General features: G+C 47.0%; 15 protein-coding genes. 10 read left to right on the forward strand and 5 right to left on the reverse strand.

Translation table 11 applies throughout. The features are described from left to right. The first annotated feature begins 75 nt into the window (after positions 1-75). From ACR6Z4_RS14955 to ACR6Z4_RS14975, 5 genes are all read left to right on the forward strand, one after another. Positions 76-450: a rhodanese-like domain-containing protein gene (locus ACR6Z4_RS14955; RefSeq protein ID WP_479718092.1), complete on the forward strand. Its 375-nt coding sequence runs from the start codon at positions 76-78 to the stop codon at positions 448-450. Between the two features lie 448 nt (positions 451-898). Beyond that, positions 899-1,027, forward strand: coding sequence for a hypothetical protein (locus ACR6Z4_RS14960; RefSeq protein ID WP_479718093.1), 129 nt, complete (start codon positions 899-901; stop codon positions 1,025-1,027). Positions 1,028-1,733: 706 nt separating this feature from the next. Next, on the forward strand, positions 1,734-1,910 hold the full coding sequence (locus tag ACR6Z4_RS14965; RefSeq protein WP_479718094.1) for a hypothetical protein: 177 nt from the start codon (positions 1,734-1,736) through the stop codon (positions 1,908-1,910). Between the two features lie 37 nt (positions 1,911-1,947). Beyond that, positions 1,948-2,550 carry a DUF192 domain-containing protein gene (locus tag ACR6Z4_RS14970; protein WP_479718095.1) on the forward strand — a complete coding sequence of 201 codons (603 nt, stop codon included), beginning with the start codon at positions 1,948-1,950 and terminating at the stop codon, positions 2,548-2,550. An 811-nt stretch (positions 2,551-3,361) separates the two neighbouring features. Continuing rightward, a complete protein-coding gene (locus ACR6Z4_RS14975) occupies positions 3,362-3,553 on the forward strand; it encodes a DUF2949 domain-containing protein (RefSeq protein WP_479718096.1) in 192 nt (63 codons plus the stop codon). 167 nt (positions 3,554-3,720) lie between these two features. Here the strand turns inward: ACR6Z4_RS14975 and ACR6Z4_RS14980 are convergent, their stop codons facing one another. The 3 genes from ACR6Z4_RS14980 to ACR6Z4_RS14990 form a co-directional block, all read right to left on the reverse strand. Next, positions 3,721-4,110 carry a hypothetical protein gene (locus ACR6Z4_RS14980; protein WP_479718097.1) on the reverse strand — a complete coding sequence of 130 codons (390 nt, stop codon included), beginning with the start codon at positions 4,108-4,110 and terminating at the stop codon, positions 3,721-3,723. A gap of 293 nt (positions 4,111-4,403) precedes the next feature. Continuing rightward, positions 4,404-5,066, reverse strand: a complete 663-nt coding sequence (locus tag ACR6Z4_RS14985; RefSeq protein ID WP_479718098.1) for a hypothetical protein — start codon at positions 5,064-5,066, stop codon at positions 4,404-4,406. 361 nt (positions 5,067-5,427) lie between these two features. Continuing rightward, positions 5,428-6,264 (reverse strand): peptidoglycan recognition protein family protein, encoded by an 837-nt coding sequence (locus ACR6Z4_RS14990; protein ID WP_479718099.1) that lies wholly within the window; start codon positions 6,262-6,264, stop codon positions 5,428-5,430. 325 nt (positions 6,265-6,589) lie between these two features. Here ACR6Z4_RS14990 and ACR6Z4_RS14995 point away from each other — a divergent pair, with 325 nt between their 5' ends. Further along, positions 6,590-7,573 carry a pyruvate dehydrogenase complex E1 component subunit beta gene (locus ACR6Z4_RS14995; RefSeq protein ID WP_479718100.1) on the forward strand — a complete coding sequence of 328 codons (984 nt, stop codon included), beginning with the start codon at positions 6,590-6,592 and terminating at the stop codon, positions 7,571-7,573. Between the two features lie 215 nt (positions 7,574-7,788). Here the strand turns inward: ACR6Z4_RS14995 and ACR6Z4_RS15000 are convergent, their stop codons facing one another. Further along, positions 7,789-9,339, reverse strand: a complete 1,551-nt coding sequence (locus tag ACR6Z4_RS15000) for a TolB-like translocation protein (protein ID WP_479718101.1) — start codon at positions 9,337-9,339, stop codon at positions 7,789-7,791. Between the two features lie 306 nt (positions 9,340-9,645). Here ACR6Z4_RS15000 and ACR6Z4_RS15005 point away from each other — a divergent pair, with 306 nt between their 5' ends. The 4 genes from ACR6Z4_RS15005 (at position 9,646) to ACR6Z4_RS15020 (ending at position 16,317) form a co-directional block, all read left to right on the forward strand. Continuing rightward, positions 9,646-10,095: an SRPBCC domain-containing protein gene (locus tag ACR6Z4_RS15005; RefSeq protein ID WP_479718102.1), complete on the forward strand. Its 450-nt coding sequence runs from the start codon at positions 9,646-9,648 to the stop codon at positions 10,093-10,095. Then, positions 10,092-10,748, forward strand: a complete 657-nt coding sequence (locus ACR6Z4_RS15010) for a ribosomal protein L7/L12 (protein ID WP_479718103.1) — start codon at positions 10,092-10,094, stop codon at positions 10,746-10,748. The genes ACR6Z4_RS15005 and ACR6Z4_RS15010 overlap by 4 nt, the downstream gene beginning before the upstream one ends. A gap of 485 nt (positions 10,749-11,233) precedes the next feature. Next, positions 11,234-15,220, forward strand: a complete 3,987-nt coding sequence (locus ACR6Z4_RS15015; protein WP_479718104.1) for a magnesium chelatase subunit H — start codon at positions 11,234-11,236, stop codon at positions 15,218-15,220. Positions 15,221-15,654: 434 nt separating this feature from the next. Then, positions 15,655-16,317 carry a hypothetical protein gene (locus ACR6Z4_RS15020; RefSeq protein WP_479718105.1) on the forward strand — a complete coding sequence of 221 codons (663 nt, stop codon included), beginning with the start codon at positions 15,655-15,657 and terminating at the stop codon, positions 16,315-16,317. A 187-nt stretch (positions 16,318-16,504) separates the two neighbouring features. Here ACR6Z4_RS15020 and ACR6Z4_RS15025 read toward each other — a convergent pair whose 3' ends face one another. Further along, positions 16,505-20,692, reverse strand: coding sequence for a GAF domain-containing protein (locus tag ACR6Z4_RS15025; RefSeq protein ID WP_479718106.1), 4,188 nt, complete (start codon positions 20,690-20,692; stop codon positions 16,505-16,507). Positions 20,693-21,335: the final 643 nt, after the last annotated feature.

A 21,335-nucleotide genomic window follows, 5' to 3' on the forward strand; every position in this document is an offset into this window, starting at 1 on the left:
TCATCCATAAAAGTTTGCAATCCTTAAGATAAGTTGTTACATTGCAGGAGTATCCTCCACTCTCGGTAGCTCCTCATGACTTATCTATTTGGCATCATTCCTGTTCCGCCGCCGATGCAAGCCCAGTCTCGTGTCCATGATCTACAAATCCGATTGGATTGGGGCGAACCGGGGTTGACGATCATCGACACACGCGATCGCGCCTCTTTTCGTACCAGTCATATTCGGGGAGCTGTATCGATGCCACTAGACGAACTGGTTGAGCGAGCATTATTGACCTTAGAAGTCGCCCGCGATATCTATGTATACGGTGAGACGGATGATGAAACGGCGATCGCGGCTACCTATTTGCGCGAGGCGGGATATCTCAATGTGTCTGAGTTGCGTGGCGGCTTAGCGGCTTGGAAAGCCGTCAGCTACCCCATCGAAGGAGGAACCGCTGCCGCTTAGGGTAATTTGGGGGAGAGTGTGGCGGAACTGCACTCTCCCACAAGAGGTATGGGAATCTTGTCAGGCTCTTGAGAGCGCAGATGAAATAAACCCCGACTTTTTCTAACTCCATCGACAATAAAGCGTCTTCAAATAAGGGATTCAGACTGGAATCTATCCCTCGACAGATTGAGTGAAATAATTGCGCGTGCAAAAATTTAGCAGCAAATACTTAACATTCTGAGAGATTTGCTAAATAATTGACGATTAGGCAAGATTCTCAAAAAAACTCATAGGTTTATCAAGCTTTGGCTTAACCTTAGAAGGGAGAATTTAGCTGAGTCTCATAGGCTGGAATCTTCGATTCCTTAGAAATAACTTCAGATGAGTTAGGTCTAGTTAGATTCGAATCCCGCCTGTGAACTGCTTACGACCAAGATCAACTACCTTGTTTGGCTTAAAGGAACATATGAATAAGAAAGTAATTGCCATGTTTCTGGTTCTGGGTTTGACCGCAATCCTCGGTGCTTGCGGTGGTGGTGGTGAAGCTCCCCCGGCTGGAGAGTCTCCTACACCTGCTGAGTCTCCTTCCACCTAAGTTAACGCTTCAGCGATGGATGGCATTTCTCTGTAGGGAGGGTGCCATCTCAGCCGACGTTAGCTTAGACTGCGCTGGTCAATGGCAAATCAGGTCGGGAACGTGGCAGTTTCGTTTTCACGTAGAGGGCAGTCTCTGCCCCGCCCCAAAAACCTTTGGACGATGCCCTCTGTCAGCCTACTTTTCTATCTAACATTAGATTGCTTCAGCAGTTTATGTCTTCTGCTTTTTGAGAGATATCGAGTGCTATGGCAAGCCCAAATCACGTGTAAGAACCCCTAACGGGATGGAGGACTTCCTTCCTATAAGGCAGCAACGCCTCTTCCCCTTCTTACACCTGCCCTGGGACTGCCCCATAGACCGATATCGTAAAAAGAGCATTGGCAAGCTGCTGATTTTTATTGGGGCACTGTTTGCACCCTGACCTTCAGAGCTTTGCGACTGGGTAGATTACGGGTGTTGTGAGAGAGCCGCGCAGAGCGCGGCTCTCTCACAACACCTTGTAGATTACGCTATTGAGACTTGCCTTCACTCAAAGCGAAGGTCTGACCCAATATTGGATAGATTGAAGTTGGACAGATTTAAAAAGTTGTTGAGAGTTGCTGAAAGTTGATGAAGCAGGTTGGAGTTAGATATATTGGCAGGGCAGCATCATTCACTCAGGCGAGCATAAACAGCGTTGGGTAGATCTTGGGTAGGTCATCGTGTGCCCATCCTCAAGCTCTGGCTGGAAGAGTTATGCAGCCGCGAAACCGAAATTCCCTTCCTGTCGTCGATGCATAGGGTATGGCTTGATGTCGAGATGGATTTGACTGTAAAGCCGAAGGGTTTAGGGTCAAATTCAACCCTAAAATCTGCAACGCCTGTGTCGGGTCGGTCGTAAAGGTTTAAGGCAGGGGCGATCGCTTCTTATGAAAAGCATGGCTGAACGTTTAGCTATCAGTACCCTCGATGGGTTACAAAATAAATTTACGGTTATGAATCATCACCATTACTTAAAATTGCTGGGGATTGGGTTGAGTATTGCTATTTTAGGGTGTGCTGCATCCCCCTCCAGTTCTTCTTCCCCAAACACTACAAGTACCCAACCCCAAGTCGAACAGCCAGCCTCCCCAACCCCATCGTCATCTGAACCAGGGCAGTTTTTGCCGATCACAGCCCAGGCAGATATTGGAGGGCAAATTATTCAACTTGAGGTGGCTCAGACTATCCAACAGCAAGCCATGGGGTTGATGTATCGCCCAGCCTTACCGGACGATCGGGGCATGTTATTTCCATTTAATGTGGCTCGCTCCGTTCAGTTTTGGATGAGAAATGTGCCTGTATCTCTGGATATGGTGTTTTTACTCGATGGTGAGGTCAAGGCGATCGCCAGTAACGTTCCACCCTGTACCACTCCTATCTGTCCGGTTTATGGTCCCAGTACCCCTGTCAATCAGGTCATCGAATTGCGGGCAGGTCGAGCTGAAGAACTCAGTCTTGAGGTAGGCGATCGCGTCAATATTGAAGTTTTAGAGCCCTAAATTGCTGAACCTGAGATAGACGATTCCAGTTAGGGATTGAGTTACCTTAAAACTTAACGAACAATTCCAAATGGCTGATGCAGTTGAGGGTTGTTTGTTAAGTTTATTTTTTGTCTGCTGATCTTGCGAAAAATCAATGCTTTTAGCCTGATCTATGGTTCTACGCAATCCAGTTAGGGCAATCCAGTTAGGACATTAGAGGGGTGGGGGCACCGCCTCTACGCAGGGGTTTCACCCCTGCACCCCGTCCTAACCCCAATGCGTGCCGCAATACCACTTAATTTCGTGGTTCAAAGTGACCAATTTCCCGATCTTCAAAGTTTTTTAAGCCATTTTTAAAAAATCAGGGAAAAAAAGACTATACAGGCGACTTGAGATTTGTTATCTTAAGCAGTCCTGGGATGTAACGGTGCTAACGCTGTGTGGAGCGCTTAGCTTTACTGGATTGTACGGGTACGGTTCAGAATCTGATCTGAAAAGTAGAGTACTCTCTCGGACGGTAAATAAAAGGATTCAAGATTTAATCAATTTTGACACTCACTCTTCTAGCCGCTGAGCCTTTAACTCAGCCGAAAGGTGGCACAGAAAACACCACTTAGGACAGGCTAGCGATCGCACAATTTACCTATTGAGTAGATTGAAGCGTAGAGCAATGCCGGATAGCCTTACGGCTAACACTGTGCACCTCTTAAATTCTCTTAATAGATTAAGACGGCCGCCTGTGACGCATGATAGAGTGTCTAGTCAATTAACAAACCCGTTTAGCAAACTGTTACCAATAGTGATTACCTTCAGGAGGTGAAAATTCAAAATGACATCCACTAAATACTCGCAATTTCTTAAATTTTTACAAGAAGATATGGCAATTTCTGCGTCTTCGATTGCGATCGCTTTACGTCAGCGCGAACAAGATCCAGGACCTTTACCCATGATTTTGTTGAAATACGGACTGGTGACGTTAGAACAACTCGATCGCATTTACGATTGGCTAGAAACGGCTTGAGCACCTATCGACAGACTTGGACTGCGATACAGTTGGGCTGAAGAGGATTCATAAGGCGTACACACTGATTCGATGTTTTCCAGGTTCGATAGGCTCAAGCGCCTATTTGCTTAAAGCCAGACTCATTCATTCATTTCAGGCTTGCAGAGACGGTGAGCAGCAAGCAGTCAAGCCGTTCTTTTGTTGATGGACTTGACCACTAAAATAATCATCAAAAACAGAATACAACAGGATATTGAGACTAGTGTTTCGTCGAAGTTGGGTGACACAACGACAAAGAATCCCTGCTCTTTGATTAACGCAGAGAAGCTTGAAACACAGAATGGCATGAGATATAGCCGAACGGTTTGCCAGGGGTCGGGTTCACTCATCTTAGTAGAAGAAACACTCAGCAATAAGCCGGTACCAATGACCGCACTGATGCCGATGGAATTGATCCAAATCTTCCAGGTCGGATCAAAGTGAAAATAAACGGCTACACCATACCAAATGAAGTAACACCAAAGAATTGCTTTATCTGATTTGATGTCAGAGAGATATTGAATCAGTCCTTTCATACGTCAGCAGTAGGGTTTCCAGGTATTACATCAAGGTCTTTTTAGCTCTGTTGTAGCTCAGGGTTAAGGAACAGAGATCAACTTGATGGGGCTTGATATAGCGCTACTCGTTGAGAAACAGACAAGTGGTAGGTTGAAGAGCCGTATAGAGCGCTGCCCTTCAACCTACCACCTGTTTTAATTCAATTGCGTAAGATACAGCACTAAACCTGTTCTGCATGAATTGCCATCTGCCGCAACGCTCAAGCAAAATAGCCACTGCTATATTAGTCGGCGGTATGTGAGCAGGTCTTTTAATACCGTTGTTCCAGAGGAGGGGGTGCGATCGCCAAAATTGCTTGCCGACAGACATACCAAAAATACAGTGTGATATTGACCAAACCCAATAATTTAGTACCATCTTCAAGAATTATGGGGGTGACTTCTCCGTTCAATTTGAGTAAGTCTGCCAGCCCTGAAAGCACGAATAGACCTGCACCTATGCTTAAAAAGATATAAGGAGTCGATGCAATCACTTTTCTAAACGACATTCCATACAGTGCGATCGCCCCACCATAAAAACAATACATAGCAAGTTTAGGGATATGGGCGTAGCTATACAAGAAAATGGTTACTCTCAGGACATCATCCGCTAACAGCATTCCTAGAATCAGGGCAGACGCCAGAAAAAACAACCGCATTTTAGACTGGCTACCCACCGTTCGCAAGAACCCAAAGCTAAACAGACAAACGGTGCAAGACACACACCACAGCATTTCAGAGAGGTCTGTAAGAAGGCTGGTATAAATCGGCTCGAAATAGGGTTCTGAAAACAAACGTTTGATGACCCAAGCCCGATACCAATAATCTTTATCCCAAACGGCAAACTTAACATACAGGGTAAACGCGAAAAAGAGACCTAACGTAAAACCGTTGGCTAAAACAATGGGTCGATACGTTTTCCACAGTTCTTTCATGCCGTTCCTTATAATTGCTTTGGGTAATATAGCGGTACGCATTAGGGTTAGGACGGGGTGAAGGGGTTTCACCCCTGCACCCCGATGTCTTAACTGGATCGCGTAGAGCCATACTGAAGCTTGCTCGTCGATTTGATTTGAGTCTAACAGTCTGTCGAAAAGACATGGCTTAGGAATGGGAATTAAATAACTCCGATGATTTGTTGTACGGGCGAACGGCCGTTCGCCCCTCCAAACGATCCAATATTCGATCTTATTTACTTCACGATCCTTACTGGTGGGCTGACTATGAACGTGAACCCTTCGGGTTCACGTTCATAGTCAGCCCCAACTTCAGCACTAAAATCAGCGACGTCAAATTTTATGTTTCACGGAAATGGTGTAGCAGATCAAAAAACCGGGCGAAGTCAAAACTGCGAGGATCACGACGATTACCGGAGCGATCGACAGCCTGGTGGGTAGTAATGCGATCGTCGGGGATGTTGGTCTGAGCAATTAACCAGGCCAGTGATTGATATTGGGCAGAGGTATAGCCGCTGTGGGTCGCACCATTGCCACGTCCATCGGAGGGTGATTCTAGCGAGGCATGGTAGGCAAAATTATTGACTGAAGGGGGCAAAATTGGGTCGAGGCGAACGGTTTCTGATCCGTTCGGTCCATCAAATACTGAGTTTCCGGCTCCAAATGCTCGCATTTCGGGCGGTACAAGGTATATCACCGTGCCATCTCGGGCAATCAATGCATGATAGCTCGCCTGATCGTCATCATTGGGATGGTTATTTTGAAATGTGTTGATCGCACTGCTGGCAGACCCGACTGTTTCGTGGAGTACGGCAATCAATTCGTTGGTCAACAGGTTGCCATAGAGGTCTCGCTCCATGCGCGGTTCGTAGTTAGTAAAGTTGACCGCTACAATTTGTTGTCGGGGGATAAATTGGGGAGACGTGCTTGCCGTCGGGACATTAATTGGTTGGGGTAAGTGGGAAACGTTACTGCCGGGGAGATAGGTTTCTGGATCTAATCCGCCATTCCAGATGGGAGGTTGAACCCAATCAATCACATCGAGCAATCCTGGAATTTGGGCAAACAACCCAGAATTTGGTGCGATCGCTCTGACCACACTGGGAAATAAACTGATCAGCAAACTCAGACTCGCGATCAGTAGCGATCGCCTAACAGACCAACCTCTAAATCTCATAGCGCAAGAAAATTTAGCTAAATGCTTAACCACCATAAGCATATTCTGGCGATTTCCATAGCAGCGAGAACTAAATCCAGCCCAATGGCAAATCTTAAGAAAATCTTAAGGATTATCGAGCAATGAACCCGGTGTTGCCAACGCTAAATTGTGCGACATGGGGGTGAGGGCTGCGTTCTCACGCAGGAACCGTAATCTATCCAGGCACGAAGCGCTGTGAATTAGGGTTGAGTCGATTCATGATCCCCAGGATGAAATCTCTAAAGTATTCCCCAAGACGGTAGAATTCTAGGTTGATATCCTTAAACCAAAATTCAACATTCAGATGGCAGAAACTCTCCTATACAATGCCTTGCGTGATGCAATTGATGAAGAGATGGCAAGAGACTCAAGCGTCTTCGTATTAGGTGAAGACGTGGGTCAATACGGTGGCTCTTACAAAGTCACGAGAGACTTGTACGAAAAATATGGAGAGTTGCGCGTTTTAGACACTCCTATTGCAGAAAACAGCTTTACAGGCATGGCAGTTGGAGCCGCCATGACAGGGTTGCGTCCCATCATCGAAGGGATGAACATGGGGTTTTTGCTACTGGCATTCAACCAGATTGCCAATAATGCTGGAATGCTGCGCTATACCTCTGGTGGCAACTTCAAAATTCCGATGGTTATTCGGGGTCCTGGTGGGGTGGGTCGGCAATTGGGTGCAGAACACTCTCAGCGCTTGGAAGCCTATTTTCAGGGTGTACCAGGGCTAAAGATGGTAGCGTGCTCTACCCCCTACAATGCCAAAGGGTTACTCAAAGCTGCAATTCGCGACGACAATCCAGTCCTGTTTTTCGAGCATGTCTTGCTCTACAACCTCAAAGAAGACCTGCCCGACGGTGAATATGTAGTGCCGATTGATAAAGCAGAGGTTGTCCGTAAGGGTTCGGATGTCACCATTCTGACCTACTCTCGGATGCGCCATCATGTCGTGCAGGCTGTTAAAACGCTGACCAAAGAAGGCTTTGATCCCGAAGTCATCGACCTGATTTCGCTGAAGCCGTTAGACTTCGATACGATTGGCGAATCCATCCGCAAAACCCATCGGGTGATTATTGTTGAAGAATGTATGAGAACGGGTGGCATTGGTGCAGAACTAACGGCATCAATTAACGATCGCCTGTTTGATGAATTGGATGCGCCAGTTCTGCGGATGGCTTCTCAAGATATTCCGACGCCCTACAATGGCACCCTGGAAAATCTCACCATTGTCCAACCGGCTCAAATTGTTGAAGCGGTTCACAAAATGGTGGCATTGAAAGTTTAAACGCCATGGCTTACAGCGCTTCGCGCTTGAATATGTTTAGATTTTTTGTTGTGTGCCGCGCTCCGCGCGGCACACAACAAAAAATCTGTGGCTTAATTAATTGAAAATGGTTGTAATAGCGGGATGAATTTGAACGTGAAACCAAAGGTTTCACGTTCAAATTCATCCCATTTTCGTTGGCATTCCTGAATCCCGGTAATAGCCTGATGTAATCTTTAAGGCAACCACTGGGGGCTGAGACCTGTCAGGGGCAATTGTTGCGGCTGGACGGGTACCGAATTGCCATCTTTATCGAGTTCGATCGGTAAAAACCACAACCGACTGGTGGCGATCGCTATGCCATCATCACTTTGCAAGAGTTCCTCCGATGCCTGGTCAGGATTCGCTGCCACGACCTGATCGAGCAAAATGCCCAAACCATCCGGAGCCAGGCTCATCTGAATCTCCCGTTGCAGCGGCAATTTTAGCAACTCCGTCCGCTGCCCCGTTTTGAGATTGATACTGACTAAATAAGGCTGTTCTAAAAACACCTCGTCGTTAGGCAGACGGGTCGTAATCAGGGCATACAGATTTTTCTTCATCGGGTCAAATTGGGCGCTGAGAATTGACCCATCGGTTTTGACCAGCTCCTTCTCCTTGCCCTGGTTATCGACCACATACAGCGACTTCGTTGGGTTCAACGGCACCGCATTAAACGACACGGTTGCCGCTGTCGTACCATCGTTGGAAAAGCTTAAAATCATGCCAAATTTGGCTAAAAAGTCCAGCGGTTCTGCCCCCGACTCTAGCGGCAAAATTGCCAACCCCTGCCCCTGACTCATCGCCAGCGAGTTGCTATCGGGGGCAATAAGAAAATCGCCACCCGGTTCTGTTTCGAGCGGTTTAGCTGGCTCATCTCCCTGGAGCAACCAGATGCCAAAGTCTCCAGGATTTTTGCGATTGACCCGTTGGACAATAATTTTCTGACCGTCAGGCGATAAATCAAATTTTAGATTTTGATAATCCTGACTATCCAACACTTGTGTAATCACCCCCGCTGACTGAGGGGTAGTATTGGGTCGGAGCGCTTCATTCGTCTGAAACGACAGAGCAGACCCTGTTGCCGCCTGGGGTTGAATGCCTGTGGTCACCGTGTAGAGTTTTTGGTCGAGCGTCCCCTGTTGCATCGCCGTTCGATCGGATGCCGAGAACAAAATGCGATCGCCTTCAGGATAAGGCTGAAAATCCATCACAACTAAATTCGCAGGGGTCAGCACCCGATGCTCTTGTCGCGTCAGATTTTCTAAAATCAGCCGACCTTCTTCTTCACCTTCAGCCCCTAAATACAGAAAGGCGCGATCGCGGGTGCGAAACCGTCCGACAAACGGTTGAATCGTCCGATCGTCTTCTGGCTTAGCAAAGCGATCGCGGGCACCCTTGAGATCGACCTCAAACGCTGTGCCATAGGGAGCAGGCATCTCCAGCGTATATGCCATACGTCGCCCTGCCCAGCTAAATTTACCGGGAAGCGGCGGCACCAGACGCAGATTCTGTTCAACGCTACTCTGATCCATCGGGCGATTGAAGGATAGGATAAAAGCGGTATCTTCCGCGCCAATTTGTTGATCTTGCCAGGTGAACGAGCGCACTTTGGGAGAAGTGTGATCCCCACCCAGCACCAAAATGCCAATCACAATACTCAAAACCAGCATTGTGGCGATCGCCACCCGATCGATCGGCTGAGATAATCCTTTGAAGCGACTGGCACGACGTTCAGAACCTTGCATAAAGCGATGGGCAATTGGCTAAGGGCAAGTTTACAGTTTAGCCCATTGGCTCATAGCTATTAGCTGTTGGCTGTTAGCTATTAGCTGTTAGCTTGTCAGCTGTTAGCTATGAGCTGTTGGCTGTTAGCTATGAGCTGTTGGCTGTTAGCTATCAGCTGATAGAGATATTATTTGCTTAACAAATCCCTCAGCTCACACCCCTTTACCCCTTCACCCCCCATCTCTCTACCCCTTCACCCCTCCACCCCTTTACCCCCCTCCCCCTCCTCTCACCCATCCCCCTACCCCTCCACCCCTCCACCCCCTATGCCGAGTCTCTACGCAGAAATTGAGATCAACGCGCCTCGTTCTGCTATTTGGCAAACGCTGGTACAAAAGCAGTTTTGGTTCAAATGGAATACTTTTTTGTATGACCTTGACCCCGATGTACCCTTGGAGCCAGGGCAGCAGGTTTTGTTATCGATCCGGCGGGTACCGGGGGAAGAAGAAACCGAAATTAAGCCTCGGATTGTGTTGATGCAGCCGAACATCTGTTTGCGATGGGTCTATACAGCTCCTGGATTTAAAAGTGAGCATGTGTTTGAGTTGCAAGATATTGGGCTGAACCGCACCAAATATGTTCATCGAGAAAATTTATCGGGAATATTGACTCGTATGTTTCTCCCGTTTATTCGCCAAGATGAGCAACAAGGCTTGAAGCGAATGGCATGGGAATTGCGACAATATGTTGAGAGCTATGGGGTGAGGCATCGATGAGATGGGTCAAAAAGACGACAGCTGCATTATTGCTGGGTTTGGGTTTGCCTATTTTTGCCCTGTCGGTCGCCAAGCTATATGACGACGACACGCCGCCTTACGATCGCTATGAAGCCTTTTTAGCACTGGTGTTGTTTGGCACCTTACCGATGGCAAGCGGCAGTTATTTAATTTGGAATGTACACCAGCAAGATCAACGCGAAAAACGCGATCGCCTTTATCACACCTTCTTTCAACTGATCAAAGCTGGACAGGGCAGAGTCTCGGTTCTCGATTTTGCTCTGCGCACTGAAATCTCGGGAGAAACGGCAAAACTTTATCTTGATGAACGCGCCAGGGAATTTAATGCCACGTTTGATGTCAGCGATGATGGCGGAGTGTTTTATCACTTTGTTTTAGGTGATGCGACCCTGAAGATCTTGGCAGCAGGCGACGAAGCCACCTACGATATCATTCTAGAAACCATGCCGGAGAATAATCGGGACGTGATTCGCATCTTAAACAACCTGACCGGGAAAGAATGGCAAGAAGTCAAAGCCATGGTGCGTAAGCTCCCAACCGTTGTCAGTCGTAAGGTCAATCAAGAAACAGCAGAAAGATTTAGAACTCAGCTCGAAGCGGTCGGGGCGACAGTCACCGTATCGCTGAACTAAATCGCTGAACTAAAATTTTGATCGGTCAGGACTGCCGCACCTGCGCCACCCAGTTCGCGATTACAGGGTGATGTGTGGAAATGCTTCGCGGAGCGAAGCATTTCCACACATCACCTGTCTAATCAGCCAAAACGTCAGGGTATTGAGCCTTTCCCTGGACTCTGTGATGCGCTCTGACAAAGGCGTTGGACGCTTAACAAAAATTAAAATTTTGTTGGTTAGTTACTCTCATGACTGTAAACAAAAGTAAAAAAATATCTCGCTTTTTTTATCAATTTGTGTCAGATAGGCGCTACATTGTCCATTTGGTAAGGGTTTTCTGGTAAAAAGACTGATGTAACAGTTTTTGGCGGTCAGAGGTTGGCTCTTGGCTTTTTAAGGATTGAAGATTGAATTTTCCCTTGCAGATCAATCTGTCAATCTGTCTTGCTGCTGAAACTACTGACGAAAAATAACTGAAAGCTTTTTGGAAGGAGCTAAACCGCATGTTCACTCACGTCAAGCCCACAGTCAGACATATCGCGCCTGAAAATCTCCAGGGGCGATCGCTGATTAAGGTGGTCTATGTCGTGCTAGAGCCGCAGTATCAGAGCGCCCTCTCGTCGGCAGTCCGTTCTATCAACCAAAACAGTCCCAATCTGGCGATCGAGATCAGTGGCTACCTGCTTGAAGAACTCCGCAGCCCTGAAAACTACGAAGCCCTGAAAAATGATGTATCCCAGGCAAATATTTTTATTGCCTCTCTGATTTTTATCGAAGAATTGGCAGATAAAGTTGTTGCGGCTGTAGAGCCTTATCGCGATCGCTTGGATGTTGCCGTTGTCTTTCCTTCCATGCCCCAGGTGATGCGCCTCAACAAAATGGGTAGCTTCTCGATGGCGCAATTGGGTCAATCAAAAGGGGCGATCGCTCAGTTCATGCGCAAGCGCAAGGAAAAATCTGGCGCATCGTTCCAAGATGGCATGTTGAAATTGCTGCAAACCTTGCCCAAGGTGCTGAAGTACCTGCCTATCGACAAGGCACAAGACGCCCGCAACTTCATGCTCAGCTTTCAGTATTGGTTAGGTGGCTCTGCCGAAAACCTGGAAAACTTCCTGCTGATGCTGGCAGACAAATACGTCTACCCCAATGCCGCCAAGGGAGAAGCGCTGCCTCTGCAATATCGTGATCCCGTCACCTATCCCGATGTCGGTATCTGGCACCCTCTGGCTCCTCAGATGTTTGAGGACTTGAAGGAATATCTCAACTGGTACAATTCTCGGCGAGATATCCCAGATGATTTGAAAGATCCGCTGGCTCCGACCATTGGGGTTGTCTTGCAGCGGACGCACCTGATTACTGGCGACGATGCCCATTATGTGGCAATGGTGCAAGAGCTAGAAAGCATGGGCGCACGGGTTATTCCTGTGTTTTCTGGGGGGCTAGACTTTTCCAAGCCGATCGATATCTATTTCTACGATCCGCTGACCAAATCATCGATCATTGACGTTGTCATCTCGTTGACGGGGTTTGCATTGGTGGGTGGACCCGCCCGACAAGATCATCCCAAGGCGATCGAGTCGCTAAAACGGCTCAACCGTCCCTATATGGTGACGCTGCCGCTGGTATTCCAAACCACCGAAGAATGGCAGGACAGCGACCTGGGCTTACATCCCATTCAAGTTGCCCTGCAAATTGCGATTCCTGAGCTGGATGGCGCTATTGAACCGATTATTGTATCGGGACGAGATGGTGCCACCGGAAAGGCGATCGCCTTACAAGATCGGGTCGAAGCCGTTGCTCAACGGGCGTTGAAGTGGGCAAATCTACGGTGTAAACCCAAAATTGATAAGCGGATTGCCATTACCATCTTCAGTTTCCCGCCCGATAAAGGGAATGTCGGCACGGCTGCCTATTTGGATGTGTTTGGCTCTATCTACGAAGTCATGAAAGCCTTGAAGAACAACGGCTATGACGTACAGGATTTGCCCAATTCTGTAGACGAGCTGATGCAGGCGGTGATTCACGATGCCCAGGCGCAATACAGCAGCCCAGAGCTGAATATTGCCTACCGCATGTCGGTGCCCGAGTATGAATCGCTAACGCCTTACTATCAACGTTTAGAAGAAAACTGGGGTGCGGCACCAGGGCACCTCAACACCGATGGTCAGAACATGCTGATCTACGGTAAACAGTTTGGGCATGTCTTTGTTGGGGTTCAACCTACCTTTGGCTATGAAGGCGATCCGATGCGTCTGTTGTTCTCCCGGTCTGCCAGCCCCCACCATGGGTTTGCAGCGTACTACACCTACCTGGAGCATATTTGGCAAGCGGATGCGGTGCTGCACTTTGGCACCCATGGGTCGTTAGAATTCATGCCCGGTAAGCAGATGGGGATGTCGGGTGACTGTTATCCCGATAACCTGATTGGCAACATTCCTAACCTCTATTACTACGCCGCTAACAACCCCTCTGAAGCGACGATCGCCAAACGTCGTAGCTATGCTGAGACCATTAGCTATCTCACGCCTCCGGCGGAGAATGCAGGCTTGTATAAGGGGTTAAAGGAACTGAGCGAACTGATCAGCTCTTATCAAACCCTGAAAGATACGGGTCGTTCGATTCCCATTGTCAATGCCATTATCGACAAGTGCCGTCTGGTGAATCTCGATAAGGATATTGCTCTCCCTGAACAGGACGCCGGTGAATTGTCGGCTGATGAACGCGACACTTTAGTCGGCAAGGTCTACATTCGCTTGATGGAAATCGAGTCTCGCTTGCTGCCTTGTGGGTTGCATGTCGTTGGCAAACCTCCTACCGCAGAAGAGGCGATCGCCACGTTGGTGAATATTGCCAGTCTCGATCGGATGGAAGAAGAGGTGCTCAGCCTGCCTCGGATTATTGCCAGTAGCCTCGGTCGGGATATCGATCAGATCTATAAAAATAGCGATCGCGGCTTACTCGACGATGTGCAATTGCTGTACGACATCAACCAGGCAACCCGCCTAGCCGTTACCGCTATGGTGCAAGAGCAAATTGATGCCGATGGTCGAGTCTCCATCGTTTCTAAGCTCAATTTCCTTAACATGGGTCGCAAAGAACCCTGGATTGAAGCCTTGCACGACGCTGGATATACCAAGGTAGATCCAGAAGCACTCAAGCCGTTGTTTGAGTATTTGGAATTTTGCCTCAAGCAAGTCTGTGCCGATAACGAACTGGGTGCCTTGTTAAAGGCGTTAGCTGGGGAGTACATCCTACCCGGTCCCGGTGGCGACCCCATCCGCAACCCAGATGTGTTGCCCACAGGCAAAAATATCCATGCTCTCGATCCCCAGTCCATCCCAACCACCGCAGCTGTTCAGTCTGCTCAAATTGTGGTCGAACGCTTGCTAACTCGGCAAAAAGCAGAAAATGGTGGGCAATATCCCGAAACCATTTCCTTTGTGCTGTGGGGCACCGATAACATCAAAACCTATGGTGAATCGCTGGCGCAGGTGATGATGCTGGTTGGCGTTCGCCCTGTCTCCGATTCGCTCGGTCGGGTGAATAAATTAGAGATGATGTCGCTGGAAGAACTGGGACGCCCCCGGATTGATGTCGTCGTCAACTGTTCGGGCGTGTTCCGCGATCTGTTCATTAACCAGATGAACTTACTCGATCGCGCCATCAAAATGGCAGCCGAAGCCAACGAACCGTTGGAAATGAATTATGTCCGCAAACATGCCTTGAAGCAAGCCGAAGATATGGGCATCAACCTGCGTCAGGCAGCAACCCGCGTCTTCTCTAATGCTTCGGGTTCCTATTCATCGAACGTGAACCTGGCGGTTGAAAATAGCACCTGGGAAAATGAGTCAGAGCTACAGGATATGTATCTGGCGCGTAAATCCTTTGCGTTTAACTCCGACAACCCCGGCATGATGGAAGAATCTCGCCAGATTTTTGAATCATCTTTAAAAACGGTGGATGTCACGTTCCAAAATCTGGATTCATCGGAAATTTCGCTGACCGATGTTTCCCATTACTTTGACTCTGACCCCACCAAGTTGGTCGGCAAACTGCGCGGAGATGGCAAAACTCCAGCCGCTTACATTGCCGATACAACCACTGCCAATGCGCAGGTTCGCACCCTATCGGAAACCGTTCGCCTGGATGCCCGCACTAAAATGCTCAATCCAAAGTGGTACGAAGGGATGCTCTCGCATGGGTATGAGGGAGTTCGGGAACTCTCGAAGCGACTGGTCAACACCATGGGTTGGTCTGCCACTGCCGGAGCTGTCGATAACTGGATCTACGAAGATACCAATGCCACCTTCATTCAAGATGAAGCCATGCGGCAACGATTGCTCAACCTCAACCCCCACTCGTTCCGTAAGATGGTGGGCACGTTGCTGGAAGTCAACGGTCGCGGCTACTGGGAAACCAGCGATAGCAATCTAGAATTGCTACGCGAACTCTACCAGGAAGTTGAAGATCGGATCGAAGGCGTCGAGTAATAGATTCTCAATTCATATCCTTAACAGAGGAGGGAGGGCGATCGCCCTCCCTCCTCTGTTGAAGATATTCTTCTACCTAATTTCTTGCCCCTCTGCTTCGCGTCACAAAATTTCTTCACTTACTTTAGTTTCTTCTTCATCTTCAAAAATTCAACAAAATCTAGAATTTCCTGTTGTTGGGCAGAGGCAACATCCTGACCCCTTTCATAATTTTCTGTTCAAGTTTATATATTGTTTAACTCTGCTTGAAAAAGGAAATACGTCTGCCTACTTTATTTTAAGTAGCTATAGCAGTTGACGGGTGGTTAGGATGGAGAGTATCTATGACATGAAACTGCCTAGTTGACCAGACCAAGAACAGCTGTAGTTTAAGATCAACTTTGTGTGATCGCTACTTTAGACAAAGCTTATTTAAGATATAAAAATTAGGAAATATGGAAGTAGGAAATCTAGAAAAATATATCTCTCCTGAAAAAGCAGTTCTAGAAATACTAAAAAGTGATGATCTCCAAGAGATTACATCAGACTTATTAGAACTTGGTATTGATCAAATGTTGCCTGAAGGATTGCTTCAAGATATTCCAGTTATAGGAACTGTTTTTCGGGCAATCAAATCCGTTGACAATATCCAAAACTATCTTTTTGTTAAGAAGCTCATCTATTTTTTAGAAAATATCAAAGATATACCAAAAGATAAAAGGCAGAGTTTTGTTTATGAACTTGAGCATGATGGAAATGAGCGCAGAAAAACTGGTGAGAATTTAATTCTGCTACTTGAAAGACTTGATGATATGAAAAAGGCAAATATGCTTGGAATTGGATATAGATCTTTCCTGGAAGGAAAAATTTCAAAAGAGGATCTATACGGTTTGAGTAGAGCTATTGATAGGCTCAATCTTAATGATCTTCCAACTCTTATCACTTATTATAAAAGTGATCCAAGTATTACAGAAACTCTTATACCGCATGATCAGGATAAAATATTTTCTCTTGCTAATGCAGGCTTAATTTCTATGAAAATAGGATATTTTGGCAGTCCATATAAAAGAAACTATCTTGGAAAATTGTTTATTGAGATAATTTTGGAACAAATTTAGATATTGAGATAATTTTCCTGACACCGTAAGTTAAGTTCTGCCATTTTTGAGAAACTAAGCGATCGCCTATTGAAACCGCGCTCTCCGCTATCACGCAGATTCAAAAATCTGTTGTACTAACAAAAATAAGCTTTTGGTTTCATTCGATTTGTGAGCATAACATTAGGCAGACAAAAGTCTCATCGCGTTACTCACTAAACTCTAAAATGAAGCTCGTTTGCCCATTGCTGCTGGTGGCACGAATCCTGGCACCCAACTGCTCGGTGAGTTTTTTCACCAACGCTAAGCCCAGCCCCGTACCGCCATGTTTCCAGGGATCATTATTGGGAATGCGGTAGAACTTGTCAAAAATGCGATCGCACTCTTCAACTGGAATTTCTATCCCCGTATTGGTAACACTAATCTCTAGCCCGGTAGAGGTTGCCTGGGCAGAGACAGTAATGCTTTCCTGGGTGGGAGTATATTTGCAAGCATTGTGCAACAGCTCAGTCAAAATTCGCTCCAGGTAAGCCAAGTCAGTCGTGAGGGGTGGCAACGTGTCTGGAATATTGATCCGCAAGTGCTGTTGTTGCTGACGGGCACGTTCAATAAAGGGTTCGGCAATATGGGGGATGATGAATTGCAAGCCAATGGTAATGGGATGAAGCGGATCAATTCCAGCATCCAGGCGTGCCATATCCAGTAAATCATTGATCAACGTTATTTCACGTTGACCTTCTTCTTGCAAAATTTTGAAATACCGATTGATCACGTTTGATTCATCGGCGAAGATTCCCAATGGTTCTAGAATCATTTCTAGCATTTGAATTGCCATTTTGATGTTAGACATGGGGGTGCGCAATTCATGGGAAACCGTATTGAGAAAATCATCTTTGAGCTGATTTAAGCGTTCTAATTCCTGGACTTGAGCCTGAGCCGCTTGATATAGCCGAGATTGGCGTAAAGCGATCGCACACTGATTGGCAACCTGCTGCACCAACCGAATCTCTGATTCATCAAAGTTCAACTCTTTGGGACGCAAAAGTAACAGATCGCCCAAGGTGCCCTGATCATCAAAAATTGAACACAGCAGCACAGAAACCCAAGTCTGATCACAAGACTGAACAATAGTGGGTAATGTGATGCAAAACTGGCAGTATTCAATCTTTAAAAGCTGTTCGTAAATATCAGAAAACTGATGCGCTGGCAAGATCATCTCCAGATCAGAGAAATCCGTTTTGCTATATACATGTCTCAGTGAAACAACTTGATTTTCAGCATTATAGGTTGTGGTATTGCAGTAACTCACCTTCAACCCCAACCCAAGTTCCTGCACTGCTGTTTGCAAGATATTATCTTCATCTAAGCTATCTCGTACTTTATCGGTAATTCGTTTGATTAAAGATTCAAACTCTAATGCTTGCTGAAGTTGAGTCGTGCGTTCTTGAACTTGAATTTCTAGCGTTTCATTCAAGGCTTGCACTTGTTGATAAAGCTGAGATTGCTGAATGGCGATCGCAATTTGTGTAGCCAGTTGTTGGAGGAGTTCAATTTCCAAAGACTGCCAGGAATGGAACGATTGACAATGATGGGCAACCAATAATCCCCATAACTGTTCGCCTTGCAAAATCGGAACCACGAGCTTAGCGCGAACCTGAAGTTGAATCAATAAATCAACGTGGCATGGATCAAAATTTGCCGTCATGATATTGTCGGTCGCCTTGATTCTACCTTGCTGATAGGGTAGCCCTTGAGTTTCAACAAAGTAGGTATCGGTGATATGCATTCCCAATAGCGACAACCAGCCGTCTGCTACCGATTCGGCAATAATAATGCCGCTCCAGTCTGGTTCAAAGCGATAGATGATGACGCGATCGGTTTGTAAAAAGTGTCGAACTTCAGTTGCACTGGTGTTTAGAATTTTTTCTAAATCAAGGGTTTGACGAATGTGCTGGGCGATCGCACTGAGTAGCTGTTCTCGTTCAGATCGCTGGCGTAAAGCGAACTCGGCTTGTTTCAGATCTGTGATATCGGCAAATGACGTGACTACCGCATAGGGTAAAGTAGCATCAGGATGAAATAACGGTTGGGAGTTAATCGTAACCCAGGTGATGCTACCGTCCGCTTGATAAATCCCCATAATCACATTCGATTGCGGTTGCCCGTTTTGTAACGTAATCATAGCCGGGTGCATTTCACCCGGAAAGATCGAACCATCTTCCTGAATCGTGCGCCAGTCTAAGTCAATCGAGGTTTGCCCAATCACCTGATCTGCCGCTAAACCCAAAATGCGCTCAGCGCTTTCGTTGCAAGCTGTGATTTGCCCATCTGCTTGCTGGAGGATAATACCTTCTGACATGGCTGCAATTACCGAGCGATAGCGTTCCTCGCTCTCTCTCAAGGTTGCTTCTACTTGCTTGCGATCGCTAATTTCTTTAAGGGTTCCAATCATCCGTAAGGGCTGATTGTTTGCATCTCGTGCCACAACCTTGCCATAATCTGCAATCCATAGCCAGTCGCCCGATCGAGTTCTAACTCGGTAATCATAAAAGTAGGGAATGGAGTTATTGTCCATGTGAGCGGTCAACCGCTCTAGCATATTCGAGAAATCTGCTGGATGAATCAGATCTTGCCAGTTTTTCCAAGTAGCGATCGCCTCTATAGATTCATCTGCCGCGTAGCCCAAAAGCTGTAAACATCTCGGACTATGATAAATCTCATCCGTAGCTATATTCCAATCCCACAAACCCTCGCCCGATGCTTCTAAAGCAAGTTGCAATTGTTCTTCACTCTTTTGCAATGCTTCTTCGATGTGCTTGAGATCGGTCAGATCATGCACATTGACGACGACCCCTGAAATTGTGCCATCCGCATCTATGTAAGGCGTATAGGTTGCCCGAACAAATCGCCGCTGACTATCTCGATAGAGTTGCCAAGACTCAACCACATTCTCCGTTTCCCCGGCAAGGCAACGATCGAGCAACGGCTTGCTGAATGTTTGAAAAAACTCTTCTCCCAGTAAGTCACCCACTGTATGACCAACAATTTCGTCGGGACGTTTGACATTCCAGATTTGATAGGTTTGATTGATGATCTGGTAGGTGTAATTGCGATCGAGTAACGAGACACAATCCGGGGTTGCAGAGACAATCCGTTCATAGCGACGTAATGCTTCTTCTGATTGTTTGCGATCGCTAATATCAAGCGTGACACCATCGACAATTAATTCATCGTTCTCGGTTTTCGAAAATCGAGCGTGGTCTCTCACCCACAACAATTTTCCAGACGCCGTAATAAACCGATATTCCAGAGAATCGGGTTGCAGGGTTTCCCTGGCGTTTTGTAGCGCGTCTATGACATATTGCCGATCGTCAGGATAGATAATTTCCAACAGCTGGTTCGGATGATTGATCAAGGTCTCTAACTCATATCCCAACCAATCGCGATAGCTTTCACTCAGAAAGATGCTAGAGAGTTGATTGTCTGAACGATAAACAGCCCGGTAGATACCCCCCGGAATATTGGCAGCGATCGCGCTGAGTAATTGTTCGTTCTTTTGTAAGGCGACTTCTGCTTGCTTGAGTGCGGTCAAATCGCGCTCCCAGGAGCGATGGGTAAACAACCGAAAACTAGCAATTGCCGCGATCGCACGGTTGAGAATGGTAAGAAGTCCGGTTTTAGAGGCTCGCCGTACCCATTCATGCGGTGGTGATGGTGATTCGGTTGTAAAGAGAGGGTCGGTCGTTTGATAAAACGGTTGCGATAACGCTAATGGTGTCTTGAACGCTTGACTGGACGTTTGATTAGACGAGGGTCTTGACGATCGCTCTAACGCTTGAGTGAGTTGAGCAATGTGCTGCTGCATCTCAGCATGTTGAATGGCAATGCTCAACTGTACTGCAACCTGTTGCAATAGCTGTGTTTCCAGGGGTTTCCAGGGTCGGGAACTGCGACAGTAATGGACGATCAACCATCCCCATTGCTTGCCCTGCACGATGATAGGCATACCCAAATTTGCCTGCACTTGAAAACGGTTCAAGACATCTGTACAGCAAGGTTTAAGCACAGCCGTTGTGACATCATCAATTTGGATGATGTGTTTCTGGCTATCAATCTCTGCATCGTCCAAAATCAAGCAGGGATCGGCTATTTTTTGTCCGAGGATAGGTATCCACTCAGCACCAACGTTCTCGATGGATACGATCAGTTCTTGATGGCTGAGCCGTTGATAAATTCCAACCCGATCCGTCTGTAATAGCGTTCTGATTTTTTCTACGGCGCACTGTAAAATTGTGTCCAGATCCGCAGACTGCTGGGTATGGGAAGCGATCGCTGCCCATATCTCCAGAAGATCTTCAGGTGCAATAACTGGAATTAACAACTTCTCTGCAACCATTTGCGAATAAAACTTGGCTGAAACAAATACCTATCACATGACAGATTTGGTTTAGGACAAGGTGGAGGCACTGCTGCCACTACTAAGAATTTGGATTAAAAAGTGTTGATTTATAGCGGTACGCATTAGGGTCAGGACGGGGTGCAGGGGTTTCACCCCTGCGTGGGGGCGGTGCCCCCACCCCCTTGATGTCCTCACTGAATTGCGTAGAACCATAATCCCCTATATTTTTTGTGGAATGGGCATTATTGGCTCCAGCTCATACCGCAGTCTTGTGCATTGAGGTAAGCGGAGACATTTTAATAAACTTCAATAGTTCGACGTAACTCAGACATTACTCAAGCAAATCCATTTAAACACCCCTCTCGATAAACTTCGGGCATTGCTTCAGCCAGCTATAAACGTTGGTGTAGATGCTGCGCCTCGTGCGGCACCCATACCAACGTTCATCACTCAAATCCGCAATGTCAAAATCGAAATAGGCTCATTGCTTAAACACTTAAGGACTATTCATCATAGAATGTCTTAATTTTAACCGTCATTTTTCGAGCTTCCGGAAAGAATACCAATTTCTCAAGGTATAGCCTGAAGCCTGTATGCCCCGTTTTGAAAGACCTGGCGATCGCGCTATAAACAGCTCGCA

The organism is Calyptranema fuscum S582, from assembly GCF_055793305.1.